Consider the following 20,403-nt stretch of genomic DNA (forward strand, 5'->3'; position numbering starts at 1 on the left):
GATTATTTAATTTCCTTTAATGAATAGATGCTCAGGAAAGGCTGCATCGCAAACTGTTCGGTCAGTATTTCACCATTAACAGGTGTTGTATCAAGAGCAACCAGTAACTGGTTGCCTATGGTATCATACCATGTAAGCGGCTCTGACATGAAGTTGACAGCTACCTGATGTTTGCTCTTATCCTTAATATCTGAATTGATGATTTCAAACTTGTAATTTGAAAAGGGCAGAAAAAGCTTCCCCGAATTATTCAGGATATCCGGCACTTTCCTGTTCAGTTGTTTCAAATATCCAACGACAGAGCCACTTACCAGGAAATGTAATTTATCTGCATTTGGTACATAGGTGATCAGCTCACCAAATGTGGAGTATTTCTTCTCCTGGTTATATAGCTGTGCCTGCATTAAGAACTCAGTATAGGAGTCATTGAATACCAGTTTCTCCCAGGCGGACTGGGAGCTGGCATCAATGATCTTCCTATACAATAAGCGTATTACTCTCATCAGGCGCTCACATAAATAGTATGAGTAAGTACATAACCCGCAGATACACTGCCTGTAACAGTAGACAATTCAGTCGTCAGTGAATCACTGAAAACCATGTCGGCTGTATTGGCCGTATCCTGTGTGCCATGCGCTTTATAATCGGTTGCAGTTGTGTACACTGTATTACAAACATCTGTAGGGAAAGCGATCTGTGTTACCAGCAGAGAGGTACCCGCAGAATTGTAAATATGTGCATGGATATGCGGTGCCCTTGGAGAATACCAGCCCGGGAATATACTGGTAAAAGTAACCAGTCCGTTCGAATCCGTGGTCTGTCTTCCGCGCAGGAAATGCGATGCTGTATAGTCTACAGTAGCATATCCACCACCCGGAGTATCTGTATATTCTGAGTAATATCCCACTGCCGTACAATGCCAGATATCCACCAGTGCACCGGAAAGTGCCGCACAACTGTTGTTTGTGTTTTTAATTGTGATTTTAATGGTCAAGGGCACTCCTGACTGTCCGTCAACAATATTACTTCTTACATAAGAAGAAGGAGTGATGGTAGGATAAGGACCTGCCGTTTCAGAAGAAGTAGCTGTGCAGGAGCCGGAACTGGAGCTTCCGGTGGAAGTACTATCAGTTGTCGTGGTGGTAGTGGCAGCAGTTGTATCATGGTCCTTACCGCAGGAACCTGCCAGTGGTGCAATTGCAGCAAGTCCTAAAGCTGCCAGTCCGCTTTTCAAAAAATGTTTTCTTTCCATTGTTCGCCGTTTTTAAAGATGAGTGGTCGTGGTATATAAATTAACCGTACTATAAATATATCGTCAGAAACAGACCTTTATTGTATTTAAGCGGTAAATGTCCTTTTTGTTGCGGTGAATATTCTTTTTTACCGGTAATACGGTTTTTTTGCGGCCGGAGGGTAAACGTATTTAAATTTGAATTATATTCGGTAGGTAAACCCGATCCTCTGGAATCTATCAATCTCTCTCCCGGCGATTTCACCCTCAAGATAGATGCATGAGTCAACCCAAATCTGTAACAAATGAAAAAGCTATCAATTTTATTAGCCTGTGGAATTATCTTTATTACATCGTGTTCCAAACCAGACAACAATTCATCTGAAAAACCTGTAACGGGCAACACGACTACCGCTGCAAAAGAGAGACATTGCGGCACTATGGAAGTATTAAATGAGCAACTAAAAAGTGATCCAACCCTGGCATCCCGGATGGCGGCAATAGAAGCCAATACAAACCGGATCATGGAAAACAAATCCCTTTACCGTCTTCTGCCAGATGGTAGTATTATGATCCCTGTTGTTGTAAATGTGTTGTATAAAACCACCGCACAGAACATTTCAGCGGCACAGATACAATCACAGATCGACGTATTAAACAATGATTATAACGGACTTAACTCAGAATTCAGCACTGTACCTGCCCTGTTTTCATCTGTAAAAGCAAGTGTAGGGGTGCATTTTGTACTTAAGTCAGTAGTACGCAAATCTACAACTGTAACCACCTGGTCTACCAATGATGCCATGAAGAAAAGCACTTCCGGTGGTATCAATCCAACTACACCAGACTCAGTGTTAAACCTTTGGGTGGTAGGTGCTATGAGCGGTGGTGTAATCGGTTATGCACAATTCCCAGGTGGCGCCAGCGCTACCGATGGAGTGGTGATTGCATACGACTGCTTCGGTAATACCGGTACTGCAACAGCTCCATTTGGACTGGGCAGAACGGCTACACACGAAATAGGCCACTACCTGAACCTCCGGCATATCTGGGGTGATGCTACCTGCGGTAATGACCTGGTAGGTGATACCCCACTGCATAATGCCGCTAACTATGGTTGCCCTTCTTACCCGCATTACAGTACGTGTACAGGTACTCCGGTGGAAATGACCATGAACTACATGGATTATACTGATGATGCATGTATGTATATGTTTACAGCCGGACAAAAAACCAGGATGCTGGCTACCTTTGTTTCCGGCGGCGGCCGTTATGGCTTTGCACATTAAATAAAAACTCCGGGAGAGAGTTTTATTTGTATTTTTCAGGCATGAAAACAAGGGGATGTTTACTAACTGTAATGATCGTATTTATTGGATGTCAGCTACATGCACAAACGATCTTATCTAAGACAGAAACAGTGGCAATTTTCACAGATAGTATTAAAGCTAAAAATGGCATTAAATCCCCCATCCGCAGGGCTTACACTTACAACGATAAAACAGGAAAATACTACCTGGCATTGTCAGAAAGTATTGATTCAATAGCAGCCGATAACGATACGTTACATTATACCATTAAAGGGACCTGCTTGCAGGAAACACCCGAAGGACTTGTAAAAAAATGGGAACTGAATGATCATAAAAGACCAGACATGGATGAAGAATCTTCCATCTGGTTCTGGACAAAGCTCTGTGAAGTAAAAGATCTTGATGGAGACGGTATCGTAGAGCCTCTTATTGTATATGGTAGCGCAGGATTAAATGGTACCGATGATGGAAGAATAAAAATACTGCTTTATTACAAGGGACAAAAAACAGCTATCAGACATCAGAATTCAGTGTTGGACGACGGAAGGATTACTGATATAGATGCGGCCTTTTATACCTTACCTCTCCCCATACAACAACATATCAGGAAACTAATGAAAACCCTTGCAGATAAAAACTTCGCTATTTTCGCTACAAACTACGAAGCGAAAATGAATAAAAAAGCCATACATATAGAATAACTACTCTTTATTTATACTGATAAAAAATACCGGTATCAAAAGGTGTCCATACACAGGCTTTTTGTCCACAGCTTTTCAGCCCGTTATTGGCCCAGGTATTACAGGTATAAAATAAATTATAGTGACCCTTTGCTTCGTAGAAAGCATCGTTCTTACCGTAGTTGGCATTCGTTACGATATGTATAAATTCCCCTTTCTCGTTTGTATCAAAGCGCTTTTGTATAAATGCAATCAGCCGTTGATATTGTTCATTGCTGATATTGATCTTCACACAATTCTTTCCTTCATGCATCTGTTTGTAAAAAGTAGCATGAATAGCAGAAGTGCTTAAAGCAAAAGCCGCTTTAAAAGCAGTACTGAATTTCAGATCTGCCCATGTAGGCGTTTCCAGGTAAAAACCCTTATCTCCCCAGCCAAAAGCAATAAACTGAGCCAATGTATCCTTACCGGTTGTATTCTCAAAAGAAACACTTTTGCTCCAGTCTATATATTCATTCCTTAAAGGTAGTACCAGGTCGGTATGCACCCCATTCGTAAGAATATAGATGGCAATATCATTGTTTGTTGCATCTTCTTTTGAAACACTAAGTCTGGATAAAATAAAAGCAGAGAGTAAATAAACGCCCACAAAGAGCACAAGGGCCAGTACAGAAATGCCACTAATCTTCAGTATCTTCTTCAATTGATGTGTTATAGTTATTATAAAAATACCTAATTATGTTTTAATTTCAGGAAAATTTATCACTCATGATCAGTAAGCCACAACCCGGCGAATATGTAGACTACCAGGGAGCATACATTAACATGGTAGGTAATATGCCTGTGCTGGATGTATTGACAGCCTCAAAGTCAAACACACATGCACTGCTATACAGCATCCCTTTAGAGAAGGAAGAATATGCTTATGCAGAAGGTAAATGGACCGTTAAAGAGGTTGTGAACCATATGATAGATACAGAGAGAATCCTAGCATACCGTCTCTTAGCTTTTGCCCGTGGTGAAAAACAGGGATTACCCGGATTTGAACAGGACGACTACGCACAGCAGTCCTTTGCCAACGAACGCCTGCTCCACGACCTGGCCGACGAATTCAGGGCCGTACGTGAATCCTCTCTGTACCTTATACGTAACCTTAATGAAAAGCAGCTGGCTAATATCGGCACGTCTAATAACCACCCGCTTTCAGCAAGAGCATTGGTATATATGATAGCAGGACATGAACTGTATCATCTCAAACTCCTGAAAGAAAGATATTTATAACTTAAAAAAGATCTGCTTCTTATATAACCAGTAGCACAGGTACCATTCCAGGAATAAGGTAACCAGCGCTGATAATATTTTTATTGGTATAAAGATCGCTACCACTCCGTTTACCCATTGTGCGCCTACCGTTTCAAAAAACAGGTACAGGAATATAGCGTTCATTCCTACCACTACAGCTATCCAGGTATACCTGCTGTGTTCCTTTACATCTATCCACCAGTACAGCGCTGCCAGGATCAGTAATACCCATCCCGCAGAGGCGAGTACAAAACCTGCGGTACTGATACGTTTGATAATGGGCGAGATATTACTGATATCTGCACCAAAACCAAGTGCCAGTGCAATCACTCCTGCTATTAACAGCACCACTGTTTTCTTATTGCCACTATTGGCAGTCATTAAGAATTTACCTGCCGTCATACCCCATATTGTATGGGCGGCAGTAGGAATAATATTGATCGCGACCCAGCCATCAGGATTGATCTTTCCCATCAGCAGCGTATCCATATAGGCACCAAAATTATGGTACTCTACAAAGGGTTGGTCATATCCCGGCATTAATACTGTTCTGTATAATACATCACTCAGAATAATTAATAATAGCCCTGTTACAATCTGGAAAGTAATAGAGCGGTCTATAATCAGATAAGCAATGATAGCGGTAACAGACAACTGTGTTAACACATTCCAGAGTTCCCATACCATCTTACCGGAATAGATACAATGTAAACCGGTGCCGAATAAGAATAGTTTGATACTTCTTATCAGAATATGTTTAAAGTTCTGCTTCCAGGTAATGCCTTTCTTTCTTTTGCTCTCAAAAGAGATATACATGGCCGTTCCTGCCATGAACATAAAGGCTGGCTGTACAAGGTCCCAGAAACGTAATCCGTGCCAGGGATGGTGGAAGAACTGATTAATGAGCATGTTATTGTCCAGATGTCTCAGGGATTCATATACCAGGCAGCTTTCTCCTGCCAGCAGGATCATAATCACACCACGCATTACATCTAAGGACAATAAACGTTTGTTACTATTGAACGGTGATTGCATAGTTCAGTTTATTATAACCTGTTGTTTCTTCCCACACATTATCATTAGCCAGTCGTATACTATACAGCGGTTTGGTATTTAAAGATGTGTATTTATCCGGTAAGTTCAGCAGCAGGTCGTAAGTACCTGCAGGTGGCAGGGCAAATGACTGCTGTAAAGTAATAGCTCCTGTTAACCACTTACGCACTTCTGTGTTAAACGTATAGGTATATACCTGTTTGGTTGCCGTATTGCGCAATAACAGCTGTACAGGTCTTGGATTATATGGCGCTGCATAACCGGCATTTTGCAGGTGTATCAATACGGAAAGGGAATCGGCCTGCTGGAAAGAAGCATCCTTTAATACCAGCCGGTAACCCAGTTTACGTTTGATATTATCAAGGCATCCACCGGTTTGCCAGTCGTTGTTTACAGCAGGATTATAATCAGCATTCAGGAAGCTGTAATGCATATCACCGAATTCCTGTTCTGCGTGTCCGGCAGGTTCACAATCATTCTGCGGACTATATTCATCACTACAGGTCTCCCCTCCCACTACTACATATTTGCTGTCCATGCTGTAATAATTACGGAAGGCGGTAGTAGCTTCTTTAGGAGCAGAGGAAGAGTTACCATAGTCGGCATAAGTACCATAGTCATTGGCACTGGCCAGGAAGCAGTCGTTATGAAATCCTATCCTTGCCTTATCAGTACCCAGCGCAGCTTCGTTCTGTGTTAAAGCAGCAGAAGATGCGGGAGCATTCACGCCATACACAAAACGTTGTTTGATCTGCGGATAACGTACCTGCACCATCCTGTCCACAGGCAGGGCATCCAGCATGGCTCTCAACACGTCTGCCCTGTCAGTCCAGTTATTATCATACAACTGGCCTTGTCCGTTGGAAGAAGCATCGCCGAAGTAATCGGTGTAATAGTTCTCACCCCAGGTGCCGATGAAACCCAGTTGTACGCAGGCGATGACATCTGCATTAGCCTGTAATACGGGTTTCAACTGGCTGATATGATTCAGCACAATACTTTTAGGGGCATCTCCGTATGGAGTGCAGATAAACTCCTCTGAACAGCTACCTGCCGTTGCAGTAACAGTATAAGTAAAACGGGGTATCAGTTTAAAACCTGCTGCACGGGCGGTAGCACAGTCTTTGGTTATATTAGTAAGGAAAGCAGCAGGCAAGGCTTTGCCGGTATATCCATCCAGGATAAAATACCTGAACACCAATGTGCTGAGGACACTATAAACAGTGCCGGAAACGCTTTGCCCTGCGCGGAAACCCGCCAGCGTTTGCGCATCCAGTGGGTCATAATTAGCTACCGTTGTTTCGGAGTATCTGTAGAAGCCACGTTCCGGATTGGGAAAGTCCGTAGTACTTTCAGTATAGGTAACTTTTACGGCGCTCAGCTGTTTGGCAGAAGTATTATTATCACTACTGCTGTTTTTTCCACAGCTCATCATTACCAGCGCGGACATTAACATTAACAAGGGTCTCATAGGTTTAATTTTAAAACAGGAGACTCCTGCATGAAGTCTCCTGTTTATATTACTATTCAAAGTTAACTAAAATAGATGGTTGGTTCGCATTTGGCATGTTTCCCAATGTGGCAGACCAGTCGCTCTTCGTAGTCTGTATACCTACCCTGAAAGCTTTGGTAGCTGCCAGTCCTTTTATCTTTGAACGGACTAACCTCATTTCAAATTTCAGCGTAGTGCCATCCTGCACTACCGTACCTACAGTATAGAATTCAGCAACACCTGTAGCTGTGAAAGTAAACGCATTCTGTTCGCCGTAATGATTGTATACATCAAACCAGTTTGCCAATATCCCACCTTCCAGTAACACATCATATCCGCCATCAGGAAATGTACCTGTCAGTAATCCGGTAGTAGCATCATTATCAGTATCCAGATAAAAATCGAAGATATCCCCACTGCTCTTATTTGCAGTCATCTCGAAATAAAAATAAATATAGTTCGCATCGTAATCGATCTTCATCTCCTTAAAATAAGTTTCACCAGCACCAGAAAGCGTTTCAGAGGTAGTTACATCATCCCAGTCTGCCAACGTATTATCATCCAGTTTTACCGGCGATGATTTAGCTATATACACTACAGTAGAAGCTTCTGTTACACGCCCTCCTTTGGTAGTAGCATACAGCGTAGGCACATACTTTCCTTTACCGGGATAAGTATGTACAGGACTGGCTTCCGTAGAGGTAGTACTATCCCCGAAATCCCATTTATAAGACACGGCACCTGTGGTGGTGTTCGTGAATGTTACATCATATCCTTCGATGCTTACCGCATAAAAGACATCCGCTTCCGGTGTATCGTTATCTTTTTTACAGGCAACTAATACAGTTACCAGTAAGAAGAAAGAAAATATATGTTTGAGTTGCATAATTGTACTGCATTAAAAGATGAATAAATAACCAATCAGGGATTCTGTTGACATAACTTGTTAGTCTGCACTTCATCTATCGGAATAAAATAGATGATCCTGTTGTTATCCCAGTTAACGATCTCATTCGCATAGTTAGCAGGCTGCGTACTCAGGTCTATATCAGATTCCTTTAATCCGGGCAGATGATAACCCCAGTAAGTACGGTTCATCGCCAGTTTATTGCGGTATACATCAGCAGAACGGTGTCCTTCAAATGCCAGCTCAAGACGTCTTTCTTTCAACACAGTTTCCAGTACTGTCTTACCTGCCGGTGCAGTTCCTTTGTACAGGTAATCTTCCAGTCCGCGGTTCTTACGGATCATATCCACATCATTCAGTGCGGCTGTTGCGTTATTTGCTTTCGCTTCTGCCTCTGCTTTATTCAGGTACATTTCAGACAAGCGGAACATGATGGGCGAACTGAGCGTAGGCTTGCCATCCTGGAAAGAGAACTTAGTGATATAATACATCTCTATCCCGTTCTTCTTTTGAATATTGCCATCTGCATCTTTCGATGGTACAATATAAGACCAGCGCAGATCTTCTGTATGTTCAGACATGGTATCTCTCAGTGAAGCAGAAGCAAATTCTTCTCCCCAACCGGAGTTACCATCAGAATAGATCATAGAAGCGATAGAACCGTTCTTACCATAATCATCTACCTCCGTAAAAGCTACACACAGAATTGTCTCCGTACTGGTTGTTGCATTGGCAAACATGGCAGGATAATTAGCAGCGGTTGCAATACTGAACTTTCCTGAGTTAATTACTTTATCTGAGTAGTAAATAGTACTGTCGTTATCTCCTTTATACAGGAACGCCCTGGATAACAAAGCCCAGGCAGCTTCCTGAGTAGCATACTGTACCCCGCGTGATGCTGTCATCAGTGCGGCTCCTTTCTCTGCATCTGCAATAACAGAAGCATATACTTCTGAGACGGTGGACCTTGCTTTATCTGAAGGATCGCTGGTGGAGGTACGTAATATAACACCACTGGCAGAAGGGTCCTGTGTATAAGGCCTTGCATAAAAACGTGCCAGGTTAAAATGACAGAAAGCACGCAGGAAATAACACTCCCCTATCAGTTGCTGTATATTGGCATCAGGATTACTGATGTTTTGTGCAGCTTCAATCACGGTATTCACGTCATTGATAATCTTATAAGAGATGTACCAGAAATAACGGCTATTGGTCTGTGTAGGCGTATGATTCAATGTGAAACTATAATACAGCGGATCAGTCGTACTTTGTCCGCATACAATATCATCACTGGCAAAATCACTCATCTGGAAGTACTGACGCAGATACATATTGTTACCGTCCGTGGCACCATTAAACTCTACATGATCTTTAAACAGGGCATAGGCACCATTCAGTGCATTCTTCAGCCCCTGTGTTGTATTTGTTAAAGTACCGGTAGTTAATGAATCGCTCGGCGTCACATCCTTTAAACAGCTGGTAATAAGCAGCGGTAAAGCTAGTATGATGAAAAATCTTGTTCTCATGGTCTGATCGTTTTAACTAAAACCTGATGTTGATGTTAAACAGAAACTGGCGGTTGTTCGGATATTTGAAATCCGATACACCGGGCAATATATAGTCACCGCCAGTGATCGTTGTACTGGGGTCCTGTCCCAGGAATTTCGTGAACGTGTATACGTTGTCCGCTGTGAGAGCGAACGTAACACCATCCATATGCCAGTGACTGATCAACGTTTTAGGCAGTGCATACGATAATGTGATGTTGCGGATAGACAGAAAACTACCATCCTTTAAATAACGGCTGGATGTTTCAGTAGAGTTGGCAGCATTCTGTGGACTAGGCTCTGTTGCTACATCTCCGGGCTTGGTCCATATCGAATATCCCTTTGGCAATACGATCTGGTTGTAGTATGGTTCATTACCATCGTTCATCACAAAACGTAATGTATTACTGAACACCTTATTGCCTGATAAGAAATAACCATTCACACTCAGGGAGATATTTTTATACGTCCACGCTGAATTAAATCCACCCTGGAACTTTGGCAAGGCAGATCCTACTTCCTGGTTGGTCGCTTTTGAATAGTCAGAAGTGGCTTCCCTGGAGGTTACTTTACCATCTGCATCCTTATTCACTATTTCCCACTGTGGTGCGCCTGTTTGTGTATTTACGCCCAGCCATTTAGGCATATAGAATTCATACAGGTTACCGCCATTGCGATAGATCTGTGAAATACTCCATGTTGATTGCGTACGGATGATATCCGAGGGTAACTGCCGCAGCTTATTGCTGTTAAAACTGATATTGAAATCTGTAGTCCACTCAAAATCTTTCCTTTTGATATTCACCGTATTGATACCCAGCTCTATCCCATTATTGATCACCTGACCCACATTTCCCCAACGCTGTTCAAACCCTACAGATAATGGCTGAGGCACCTGTAACAGTAATTTTTTTGTTACGTTATTATAAGCATCCACTGTAAAATTGATCCTGTTTTTTAACACAGTGAGATCAATACCCACATTGGTCTGCTGCTTGCTTTCCCAGGTAAGATCAGGACTAGGTAACTGTAAAGGAGTAGCCGCCGTTCCACCGTTGTACTGGCCATTCAGTGAATACAATCCCAGATAACGGGAAGACCCTATATCCTGTGTACCGGTTACACCATAACTGGCTCTCAGCTTCAGCATATTGATGAATTGATTATCCTGCAGGAAACCTTCATTACTTACCAGCCAGGCTGCTGATACAGCAGGGAAAGAACCATACCTGTGACTGGAAGGAAACGCTGTAGAACCATCCACACGGTAAGACCCTGTAAGGAAATATGTTTCCTTATAACCATAACTCACCTGGGAAATAAATGACTGGATAATAGCAGCATCCGTAGAGCCAAATACCAGTTTATTATTGGATGCTACATTCAGCACTGATAACCCTTCCGGTAACCCTTTACCGGACCCTCCCAATACTTCTGTTTTGCTGTTTTCTATGGCGATACCAGCTAAACCGCTGATACTATGATCTCCTTTTTTGAAATTAAACTTTAACAGGTCGTTGGAGATAATACCATAAGATAATGTACTCAACTCATTCAGGTAACCAGTACCGTTGTACTGCCCTGCTACTACCGGAGAATAATAATCTTTAGACTTGTTATAACTTACAGCGGCACGGTTGCTGCTGGAAAATGATAACCAGTCGGTGATTTTCACATTCAGTCCCAGATCATAGTTCATATCAAAATTCTTGTACGGGTGATTGGAATTCTGAATGGTATGAATAGGGTTTATTTTATCCCTGGACCACCACTTGAAAGTGGAATTCCCATCTACATATACAGGCTGACCTTTACTATCATAAGGATTATCCCATGGCAGATTCAGGTACGCATTATATACATCTTCATAGTTATAACTCTTTCCTGAAGATCCACTGAGGTTGATATTGTTGGTAACACTCACATTCTTTGAAAAATGATAGGTAGAGTTCGCACGCAGATTCACCCGCTGGTAACCTGTATTCATGAAAGTACCTTTCTCATTATAATAAGAAATACCGGTATAATATTCGTTCTTCTCGGTACTTCCACTGGCAGACAGATATATATTCTGCATAGGAGCTGTCTGGAACATGGTAGTAAGCCAGTTGTTATTCTGGTTCTGCAATGCTTTTGGACGCTCGCTGTAAAACTTCAGGATATCTATCTTGTAGGAGTTATTGGTAGTACCGGGAATATAATCGCGGTAATATTCTTTCTGACGGTCGTACAACTGGCTGCCGTTCATCATCTTCATCTTACCAAAATCAGGTGTACGGAAACCGGTGGTTACCTTTGCTTCAAAGCGGGTCTTGCCCAGCTTTGCTTTTTTAGTAGTAACGATGATCACCCCGGCATTCGCCTGGGAACCATACATAGCGGTAGCACCTGCATCTTTCAGCACGGTTACACTTTCCACATCATTAGGATCGTAATTGCCACCGATGATACCATCTACCACAAACAGCGGACTTTGTGAAGCGTTCACAGAAGAAACCCCACGCAGCCTGATCTCTGAAGTAGTACCCGGTACACCCGAGCTGTTCACTACCTGCAAACCGGCTACCTTTCCCTGTAACATGGAACCCACATCATTGGTGGTCACATCTTTCAGTTTATCAGCAGAGACCACACTTACGGCGCTGGTCAGCTCACTCTTCTTTTTATCACTATACCCCACTACTACCACTTCGTTAAACTTGCGGGTATCTTCTTCCAGTGATATACTGATATTATCTCTTGCAGCCATCTCTCTTGTAGCATAGCCGATATTACTGATCACCAGCACAGCTTTACTATCCAGGCCACGCAATATAAAATTACCCTGCGCATCTGTCTGTGTACCCTTATGTGTACCTTTTACGATTACAGTAGCCCCGGGTAAGGGTGTACCACTGGCGGTATTCACCTTTCCGCTGATAGTAATGAGTGTATCGGCCGGAGCTGTTACAGCTACTGCCGGTTTAATAACAAAGTTATTCCCTTCATGAGAATACATCACCCGCTGGTTCTTTAAGCAGAGGTCCAGCACTTCCTGTACACTGGCATTTTTTACATTTAAGGTAACAGGGCTGGTGTTGGACAATGCCTTTTCTGAATACACAATAGACACTCCTGTTTGTGTAATAATCTCTGCAAACACCTGTTGCAGTGGAACATCTTTCACAGCTAAAGTAACCTTCTGGGAATAACCCGCCGCACATACATGCAGACAGGTGACTAACAGAACAAATGCGGTCAATTTCATAACCAGGCAAATTTTGGTTGTTAGCCCGCGCACACGACGGGCCATTACATTACAATCGAAATGCATACTTTTGTAGTGTTTGGTAGTACTAAAATGGTCTTACAGCGATTATTAAAGGATACCAGATAAATAGCCGGAGGTGTTGCGAGCATCTCCGGTTTTATACAAGTCCTTTTTCCCCCCTGATAGAATTGTCTGATTGAATTGCCGGTGCTTACCGGACAGCTGCTTAAATTCTGGTTTAATTAATTTCTACTGATTTTGATCTTCTACTACCTTTATGGCAGAACTATTACTTTTCTTCCTTCTATTCTGAAATGATTATAGCCATTGCCTTCTAACAGGTCCAATACGCCGGAAAGGTTCAGGTTTCTGCCTATTCCACCGCCATAAAGTTCCTCACTGGGTTTGGCAGCATATACGATGTCTACATCATACCAGCGTGCTACTTCCCTGAGGATAGCGGGCAATGCCATATTATTAAAAACAAAAAGACCGTTTTTCCAGGCTGTTACTTTTTTAAGGTCGGCAGTCCTTACCGTGATCCCATGACGCTGGTTATCCAGTACCGCCTGCTGACCCGGCTGTAACAGTTGCAGTGCAGATCCTTCCTTTACCCGTACACTACCTGCCAATAACGTGGTGTTCACCGTAGTTTCATCCGGGTAGGCCATTACGTCAAAGTCGGTACCCAGTACCTGCACTTCCATATTGCCAACCATCACCCGGAACGGTTGTAATGCATTTTTTGCTACTTCGAAATACCCCTGTCCTTCCAGCTCCACGATTCGCTGTTCCCCGGTAAATGTGGTTGGATACCGGAGTGTGGATGCTGAGTTTAACCAGACTTTCGTACCATCTGGTAATACTAATTTGAACTGCCCTCCTCTGGGCGTAGTTAACTTATTATAATGTACACCAGCCCCGTCTCCCTGGGCGGCATACAGTAATTGTCCATTCTGTTTGCGGATAGTGGTATGTCCCTGGCTGATCACCTGGTTGCCGGCACTGTCCAGTGTTACTGTAGAACCGTCTGACAGGGTCAGGACGGCCTTATTCACCCCGGGCGCAATATCCGTTTCCTGCACGGCAACAATCCCCTTCTCAGGGGCCTTACGCTGCAGGAAGAAATAAGCACTGCCGGCCAGTAATAATACGATGGCTGCCGCTGCCATCCGCCGTAATGAAAAAATCCCTGCACGGGCAGCGGGTGCCGGTGCAAGGATCTGGGCATATATTTCGTTGAAATCTAAATCCGGTGCGGTATGATCTGCCTGATAAAGCTCTTCCATGAAGTATTGTAACACTTCGCGATTGCGTTCATCTCCTATGTAGCTGAATAATTCCTCCAGTTCCTCACGGGTGCAGGATTTATTTACATAACGATCCAGGAGATCTTGTATTCTTGACGGATAATCAGGCATATTAGTATAAAGACGAAGACCACTGCCAATAGGACCGTCAAAAAACAATATTTTTTTTAAACTAGGGTTTCAGCCACTTATTGATAGTATTTTGACTGGTTTCCAACACGATTTTATACATTTCAGCAGGTAACTGCTGTACATCTACCAGGGCATGTCCGGTTTTCACCGGTACCTCCGCCAGTAATTTGTATGCATCTTTTCCCCCGGTCTTAAATTCGTTGGTGGTAGTCACCCATATTTTCACTTTCCCGGTATCCTGCAAAGGCTGCCATTTGATATCAATATTCCCCTGGATATAATTCACCACAGCATTGGCCACCGCCACTTTACCTATTAAAGGTACCCCATCTACTTCACGGGCAGTGTTTACAGGAATAGTCACATTCAGGAACCTTGCCATGGTAGGCATAATATCCACGATAGCCGGTTCATAATACCGGGCATAATTGTTCAGGTCTTTGTAATTGGTCACCATCCAGGTACCACGCTGCCTGGCTGATTGTCCTCCATGATCTCTGCCGGTCTTTTCATCACGGCCATGATCTGTGGTGATGACAATCATCCAGTCCTCAGCAAAGTTCTTCTGACGATAGGTAATAGCATCCCAGAGTTTGCCCATCTGCTTGTCCATCATCTTCACCGCAGTATAAAACTCCGGACTGTCACCATGCATATGCCCCATATCATCTGTATACTCCAGGTACACCCAGGAAAGATCTGCCGCATTGTTCAGCATACCTGTCACCGCTTCCGACACTACCTTCTCATCAATAGCATGCATAAAGTTCCGCTCCTTATCATGTTTGAAATGAACCGTGTCCAGTTCATAGCCGTCTGCATGAAAATTCACATAAGCATCCCCTGCCAGTTTGGTACGGTTATCCTCCCAGCTGGAATAGATAGCCGTTCTTTTAGCCGGATACTGTTCTTTAAACAGCCTGAAAATATTGAAGTAATTATAGTTAGGCGCTGTGATATCGTTATCGGGTACATTGTGTTTGTTCACCCATACACCTGTCAGCAGACTGTTATACCCTACTGCTGAAATAGTGGGCGTCTGAGAGTAGGTATCTTTATCACCTCCTACATGCATGCGGGTATAGTTCCCTGCCGCCTTAATCTTATCTATATTAGGCGTAGCTAATTTCTCGATCACATCTGCAGGTATCCCGTCTGCAATAACAAATACCACCTTTTTAGTTCTCTGTGCGGATAAAGAACCCGCTATTAAAAGACATCCGGCAAATACAATAAATCGCTTCATACATTCAGATTAAAAAGCTCCCTGTCTAAACAGGGAGCCAATATACAAGATAATTATTATTCAGCTTTTAACAACCACATCAATGCATTGATATCATCCCCGGAGCTATACTGACGGGAGATAGCATTATTTACATTCTGCGGGTTATTCTGTAGCTCTGTTTCCGGGTACATCCAGCGTACAGGGATCTTTTTGTTGTTCAGTACACCAGCGCCAGACACATCAAATACCGGCATACCTGTACGGCGCTGCTCATAAAACATCTGCCATCCGCCGCTCAGGAAAGAAGAGAGATATTTTTGTGTCATCACCGTTTGCAGGCTGTTGGTAACAGGATAAGGATTTAAGGTAAGATAAGCATCAATGGCAGTCTGGCTGATTCCATAAAACTGCATGGATGCTGTTACACCTTTGTTATAATAGTCAGCAGCATTACCACCTATCCAGCCACGGATCACTCCTTCGGCAAGGATGAACTGCAACTCAGGATATCCCAGCGCCACACTTGGCTCATTCACCGGGTTATTGAAATACCGGGCCTTGATTTTAGACGCTTCTCCGGCTACTACGCGATCATTATTTTCACTGATAGGTGCACTTCCTTTTACACCACCATAGGCACTGAAATCATTATCCGGTAATGAAGAATACTTAGGCGCTTTCTCTGCAAAGGTGAATAACCTCGGGTCCTTTAATCCTTTCAGCAAATCGATGAAAGTTTCTTCCATATAATAAGCCGTTTGCAGATCATTATCATTGTAATGTGTGTAACGGTTACCCTGCAGATCATAAAACGTCAGTTGCCCGGCATCACCGTTTCCTGTCATCAAAGGATAAGTCTCAGGATTGTTAACGATATTGGCAAATTTTGCTTTTATGTTCAGTGTTGTATTACTTTCCTTTAATGATAAACTCATTAATACACGCAGGGAAAGGGAATTGATCAGTTGTTTCCATTTGATCATTTTGCCACCGAATACAATATCCCCCTGTACTGAAGTAGTACTGGCAGTAATAGCTGAATTGGCATCATCCAGGTCTTTCAGGATAGCAATGAAGATATCTTCCTGTTTATCGTATACAGGTGTAGAAACATCTCCGTCTCCTTTCAGTGCTTCTGTGTATGGAACATCCCCGAAAGTATTGGTTAGTTGCAGGAAGTACCATGCCTTAAAGAACTTTACCAGGGGAAGATATTCGGGCTTACCCAAACGATTCGCTTCCTGTTCCATTTTCACTACCTGGCGCAGGTTGGAATAAGCATTAAAGCTTGCTCTTGTCCATCCATAGTACTGTTCATTGGAAACAGAGTTGGTAAATACCATTTGTCTGGTTGCCAGTGCTGCGCTCAGATCTAATACAGCAAATGCATTCTGTTCAACAGTATTCAGCAACAGATCTGGTGTAGCTGTGGTGGATTTATTTGGATCTGTCTGAAAATCTTCGAATTTCTTACAGCCGGCTGCCATTATCAGCAGCAGGGTTGCTACAGTATATATCTTTCTCATGATTAGAATTTAAGATTAACATTGAATCCCATACTTCTGGTAGAAGGTGTCTGTAGATTATCTACACCTGCATCCGGATCAACGTTGGGCATTTTAGAAAACAGTAACAGATTTCTGCCAACTGCTGATACATCTGCACTATGGAAAAAGGTACCTTTCAGCCATTTACCGGGCACTCTCCAGGTAAGTGTTACTTCTCTTAACTTCAGGAAAGTCTGTGAAAAATAGTTGTAGTTGTTGTTAGCTCCATTGCTGGTATTGGTCATGTAATCAATGTAGTTAACCGCCTGAGTGTTGGTTGCGAAGGTGCGTGTATCACTGGTGATATCACCGTTTGCATCATAGGTAGCTGCGCCACCTGTTACCACTACTCCCTTGCCTACATAAGTAGATTTTCCTGCATTGGCATCATCCCTGAATGCATTCACTGTACCAGGATTGGTACCACCCCACCACATTTTCTGATTGGTAGTTGAATAAATCATACCACCTATACGTCCATCTACTAAAAAGCGTAAACTGAAATTCTTATAGCTGAAGCTGTTCTCTATACCATAGATCCAGTCAGGGTCCTGGTTACCAACAAAACGCTGGAAGTTATCCGCCAAAGGGAATCCGTTTGTATTATAAATCACATTACCGGAAGGATCTTTCTGGTAAACGCTGGTAAAGATGCGGTCTGTTCTGTCACCGACTTTCAGGTAATTGAGACGGGTACCTCCTCCTGAAATCTCTTTCAGATAACGGCGGTAAGTACTTAGGTTTACCATTACATCCCATCTGAAATCACCCTTGCGGACAGGATTTGCATTGGCTACGATTTCTATACCTCTGCGCTGGTATACGTTTCCGTTTTCCAGGCGACTGGCATATCCGCTACCCAGAGAAACGGGTATAGATACAATGTTGTTATAGTCTTTTGTCTGGAAGTAAGTAAACTCAACACCCAGTCTGTTACCAAAGAATTTGGTATCTACCCCTGCTTCCCAACTGTCTGATGTTTGCGGACGCAGAGAAGTATTATAAATCACATCTCCATAAGTGAGTGAAGGTGTATTATTCCAGATAGTTCCTTTGCTGTACGATGGCAGGTAACTATAGGTATAATCATTGTCGTTCAGTGTACCACTGGATACTCTTGATAATGATCCTCTTGCTTTCAGGAAAGAAAACCAGTCTGGTAATTTCACCAGCTGAGAGATCACTACAGCACCTGTTAAGGAAGGATAGAAGAAACTATTATTGGTAACAGGCAAAGTAGAGATCTTGTCATTACGCCCTGTTACAGAGAAGTATAATGCGTTATACAACTCAACATCCACCAATCCATAGAAACTTCTTGTTCTGCGTTCTTCTATTGCATTGGTAGCTAATACAGGACTGGCAGAATTGCTCAGGTTATAAAAACCGGGAATGGTTAAGCCATCTGTATTGCTGGTGCCATATTTAAAATTACGATAGTAGTTGGAACCACCTACCTGTGCACGGACCTTAAACTTGCTGCTGAATGTATGGTTATAGTCAACCATCAGATCAGATACAATATCAAAGTAATTACCTGTTGATACTGTATACTGTCCTCTTGATTTACTACCATAACCGATATAACTCTTAGGCTCGTTATAATTACGGTTAAGGCCGTACTCATTAATACCGTTACGGAACTTAGCGCTAAAAGAAGGACTGAACTGGTAATTCAAATCCACTGATCCGAAGGTATTATCCTTATTATAACCACGCAGATATTCATATGCCTGGAAATAAGGGTTGTTATAATAAGAGGTATTATAATGTCTCTGCTGTACACCTTCTTTCCCTGGTACCCAGTAATTACGCAGATCACGTACATCAATATCCGGCCCTGTCCAAAGGATCAGGTTATACAGGTAGTTGGTAGGTCCATACCCTGTTTCAGGGAAGTTATGTGTATACTCTTTGTTATAGCTGATCCTCGCATTAATGCTGAATGCATCGCTGAGGTTGTAGTTACCTGCCATGTTGAAAGATGTATTCTTCAGGTCAGTATTAGGAACAATACCCTGCTGATAAATATGTGAAGCAGATGCTCTGAAACTTCCTTTATCACCAGACTTGGTAAAGCTGATATTATTACTGGAGATAACACCTGTACGGAAGAAGTTCTTCACATTGTTTTTCCCTCTTGATAAAAAAGGCAATGGTACCAGTTTTCCTGTGGTAGGATCAACAGGACTATTAAACTGTGGTGTTTCAAAGTATCCGCTGGGAGTAGTAGGATCTTTCTGATCCAGCTTAGGGCCCCAGATCCAACCGGAACCTTCCGGACCACTACCGGAACCGTCTATATAAGTATACTGACCTTTAAATCCATTACCATAAGAGCTCTGTACTTTAGGTATACGGATAAAGCTGGTCTGGAACTGTGTAGATGAATTAAACTCTACACTCAGGTCTTTTGAACCACCTCTTTTAGTGGTGATCATAATAGCACCATTCTGTCCTATAGAACCATACAGGGCAGAAGCAGAAGCTCCTTTCAGTACGGTCATGCTTTCCACATCATCTGCATTGATCTTATAAAGATCTGCTGACTGATCAGGAATACCATCAATAACGATCAATGGTTTTCTGCCACGTAAGGAGATCTCAGGGTCCTGGAAAAGGTCTGTGGTATTGCGGATGGTCAAACCAGCCACCTTACCTGTTAAAGAACTGATTACATTTGATTCACGGGCTTTTACAAGGTCTGCACCTTTTACTTCCTGTGCAGCATAACCCAGTTTTGCTTTTTCTTTCTTGATACCTAAAGCGGTTACTACTACTTCAGATAATTTCTTTTCATCATCCAGCAGGGTTATCTGGAAGTTAGCCGTATTACTAACTGCTATCTGTTGTTGTATATAACCTGTAAAGGAGATGGTGAGTATATCACCTTCCTGTACTTTTATCTGGAAATCACCATTATCATTGGTGATAGTACCTCTCTTAGTCCCTTTTACCATGATAGATACACCCGGTAATGGTTGCTTCTTTGCATCCGTTATTTTTCCTGAGATAGTTTTTTCTTCAGGAGCTTCTGCGGGTTGTGCCACAGCTGCGCGAATGATAATATTATTGTCCAGGCATTTGTAATTAAAGGTAGCCTGTGTAGCCAGTAGCTGTAATACTTTTTCTAAAGTGGCATTGGGTGCATTTACATTTACTCTTCTGCTCATAAGGCCCGACTGGTCCATACAAACAATAGAATAATGTGTTTGTTTTTCTATTATTTCAAACACTTCTTCCAGAGGTTTATTCTGTACAGAAAGTGAACAGGGTACCTTTTGAAGATCTATTCTTGCAGGAGCTGCAAAACCCTGCAGGAATACATGGCAGAACAGGATACATAGCAGTATCTTGCCATGTTTAGGCATTAAATTCTTGTAAAAAAGAAACATATATAGGTGTTTAGCGTGA

The 20,403-nt window shown here is 42.7% G+C and carries 15 protein-coding genes; 3 read left to right on the forward strand and 12 right to left on the reverse strand.

The genetic code is table 11. The features are described from left to right. Positions 1-2: 2 nt before the first annotated feature. Both BMW86_RS04100 and BMW86_RS04105 read right to left on the reverse strand, forming a co-directional pair. Positions 3-503, reverse strand: a complete 501-nt coding sequence (locus tag BMW86_RS04100) for a hypothetical protein (protein ID WP_089779219.1) — start codon at positions 501-503, stop codon at positions 3-5. Then, entirely contained in the window at positions 503-1,252 is a 750-nt protein-coding gene (locus BMW86_RS04105; RefSeq protein WP_089779221.1) for a dioxygenase family protein, read from the reverse strand. Before BMW86_RS04105 ends, BMW86_RS04100 begins: the two co-directional genes overlap by 1 nt. A 284-nt stretch (positions 1,253-1,536) precedes the next feature. On the opposite strand from BMW86_RS04105, the gene BMW86_RS04110 reads away from it, so the two are divergent. Both BMW86_RS04110 and BMW86_RS04115 read left to right on the forward strand, forming a co-directional pair. Further along, entirely contained in the window at positions 1,537-2,520 is a 984-nt protein-coding gene (locus tag BMW86_RS04110; RefSeq protein WP_089779223.1) for a zinc metalloprotease, read from the forward strand. 71 nt (positions 2,521-2,591) lie between these two features. After that, positions 2,592-3,242: a M949_RS01915 family surface polysaccharide biosynthesis protein gene (locus tag BMW86_RS04115; protein WP_089779225.1), complete on the forward strand. Its 651-nt coding sequence runs from the start codon at positions 2,592-2,594 to the stop codon at positions 3,240-3,242. A gap of 7 nt (positions 3,243-3,249) precedes the next feature. Here BMW86_RS04115 and BMW86_RS04120 read toward each other — a convergent pair whose 3' ends face one another. Then, positions 3,250-3,924, reverse strand: coding sequence for a TIGR02117 family protein (locus tag BMW86_RS04120; RefSeq protein ID WP_089779228.1), 675 nt, complete (start codon positions 3,922-3,924; stop codon positions 3,250-3,252). Positions 3,925-3,989: 65 nt separating this feature from the next. Between BMW86_RS04120 and BMW86_RS04125 the strand changes: the two genes are divergently transcribed. After that, positions 3,990-4,502, forward strand: a complete 513-nt coding sequence (locus BMW86_RS04125) for a DinB family protein (protein ID WP_089779229.1) — start codon at positions 3,990-3,992, stop codon at positions 4,500-4,502. Here the strand turns inward: BMW86_RS04125 and BMW86_RS04130 are convergent. The 9 genes from BMW86_RS04130 to BMW86_RS04170 all read right to left on the reverse strand — a co-directional run bounded on the left by BMW86_RS04130 (position 4,497) and on the right by BMW86_RS04170 (position 20,384). After that, positions 4,497-5,558: an acyltransferase family protein gene (locus tag BMW86_RS04130; RefSeq protein ID WP_089779231.1), complete on the reverse strand. Its 1,062-nt coding sequence runs from the start codon at positions 5,556-5,558 to the stop codon at positions 4,497-4,499. The two genes, BMW86_RS04125 and BMW86_RS04130, sit on opposite strands and share 6 nt — an antisense overlap. Continuing rightward, the gene (locus BMW86_RS04135; protein ID WP_218149118.1) at positions 5,539-7,047 is read right to left on the reverse strand and encodes a DUF4832 domain-containing protein; all 1,509 of its coding nucleotides are present in this window, start codon (positions 7,045-7,047) and stop codon (positions 5,539-5,541) included. The genes BMW86_RS04130 and BMW86_RS04135 overlap by 20 nt, the downstream gene beginning before the upstream one ends. A 52-nt stretch (positions 7,048-7,099) precedes the next feature. Beyond that, complete coding sequence (locus BMW86_RS04140; protein WP_089779233.1) at positions 7,100-7,954, reverse strand: PKD domain-containing protein; 855 nt, start codon at positions 7,952-7,954, stop codon at positions 7,100-7,102. 35 nt (positions 7,955-7,989) lie between these two features. Further along, positions 7,990-9,501: a RagB/SusD family nutrient uptake outer membrane protein gene (locus tag BMW86_RS04145; RefSeq protein ID WP_089779235.1), complete on the reverse strand. Its 1,512-nt coding sequence runs from the start codon at positions 9,499-9,501 to the stop codon at positions 7,990-7,992. 16 nt (positions 9,502-9,517) lie between these two features. Continuing rightward, complete coding sequence (locus BMW86_RS04150; protein WP_089779237.1) at positions 9,518-12,769, reverse strand: TonB-dependent receptor; 3,252 nt, start codon at positions 12,767-12,769, stop codon at positions 9,518-9,520. A 278-nt stretch (positions 12,770-13,047) separates the two neighbouring features. Then, entirely contained in the window at positions 13,048-14,241 is a 1,194-nt protein-coding gene (locus tag BMW86_RS04155; protein WP_143056480.1) for a FecR family protein, read from the reverse strand. 13 nt (positions 14,242-14,254) lie between these two features. Next, positions 14,255-15,460, reverse strand: a complete 1,206-nt coding sequence (locus BMW86_RS04160) for an alkaline phosphatase family protein (RefSeq protein ID WP_089779241.1) — start codon at positions 15,458-15,460, stop codon at positions 14,255-14,257. Positions 15,461-15,516: 56 nt separating this feature from the next. After that, positions 15,517-16,968 carry a SusD/RagB family nutrient-binding outer membrane lipoprotein gene (locus BMW86_RS04165; RefSeq protein WP_089779243.1) on the reverse strand — a complete coding sequence of 484 codons (1,452 nt, stop codon included), beginning with the start codon at positions 16,966-16,968 and terminating at the stop codon, positions 15,517-15,519. 2 nt (positions 16,969-16,970) lie between these two features. After that, entirely contained in the window at positions 16,971-20,384 is a 3,414-nt protein-coding gene (locus tag BMW86_RS04170; RefSeq protein WP_089779245.1) for a SusC/RagA family TonB-linked outer membrane protein, read from the reverse strand. Positions 20,385-20,403 lie beyond the last annotated feature (19 nt).

This window comes from Chitinophaga sp. YR573 (genome assembly GCF_900110995.1).
GTDB lineage: Bacteria > Bacteroidota > Bacteroidia > Chitinophagales > Chitinophagaceae > Chitinophaga.

Coding starts and splice junctions, on each gene's coding strand:
- BMW86_RS04115 (WP_089779225.1), top strand. CDS start 2,592: ATGATCGTATTTATTGGATGTCAGCTACATGCACAAACGATCTTATCT.
- BMW86_RS04145 (WP_089779235.1), bottom strand. CDS start 9,501: ATGAGAACAAGATTTTTCATCATACTAGCTTTACCGCTGCTTATTACC.
- BMW86_RS04150 (WP_089779237.1), bottom strand. CDS start 12,769: ATGAAATTGACCGCATTTGTTCTGTTAGTCACCTGTCTGCATGTATGT.
- BMW86_RS04130 (WP_089779231.1), bottom strand. CDS start 5,558: ATGCAATCACCGTTCAATAGTAACAAACGTTTATTGTCCTTAGATGTA.
- BMW86_RS04165 (WP_089779243.1), bottom strand. CDS start 16,968: ATGAGAAAGATATATACTGTAGCAACCCTGCTGCTGATAATGGCAGCC.
- BMW86_RS04170 (WP_089779245.1), bottom strand. CDS start 20,384: ATGTTTCTTTTTTACAAGAATTTAATGCCTAAACATGGCAAGATACTG.
- BMW86_RS04100 (WP_089779219.1), bottom strand. CDS start 503: ATGAGAGTAATACGCTTATTGTATAGGAAGATCATTGATGCCAGCTCC.
- BMW86_RS04140 (WP_089779233.1), bottom strand. CDS start 7,954: ATGCAACTCAAACATATATTTTCTTTCTTCTTACTGGTAACTGTATTA.
- BMW86_RS04110 (WP_089779223.1), top strand. CDS start 1,537: ATGAAAAAGCTATCAATTTTATTAGCCTGTGGAATTATCTTTATTACA.
- BMW86_RS04105 (WP_089779221.1), bottom strand. CDS start 1,252: ATGGAAAGAAAACATTTTTTGAAAAGCGGACTGGCAGCTTTAGGACTT.
- BMW86_RS04125 (WP_089779229.1), top strand. CDS start 3,990: ATGATCAGTAAGCCACAACCCGGCGAATATGTAGACTACCAGGGAGCA.
- BMW86_RS04135 (WP_218149118.1), bottom strand. CDS start 7,047: ATGAGACCCTTGTTAATGTTAATGTCCGCGCTGGTAATGATGAGCTGT.
- BMW86_RS04160 (WP_089779241.1), bottom strand. CDS start 15,460: ATGAAGCGATTTATTGTATTTGCCGGATGTCTTTTAATAGCGGGTTCT.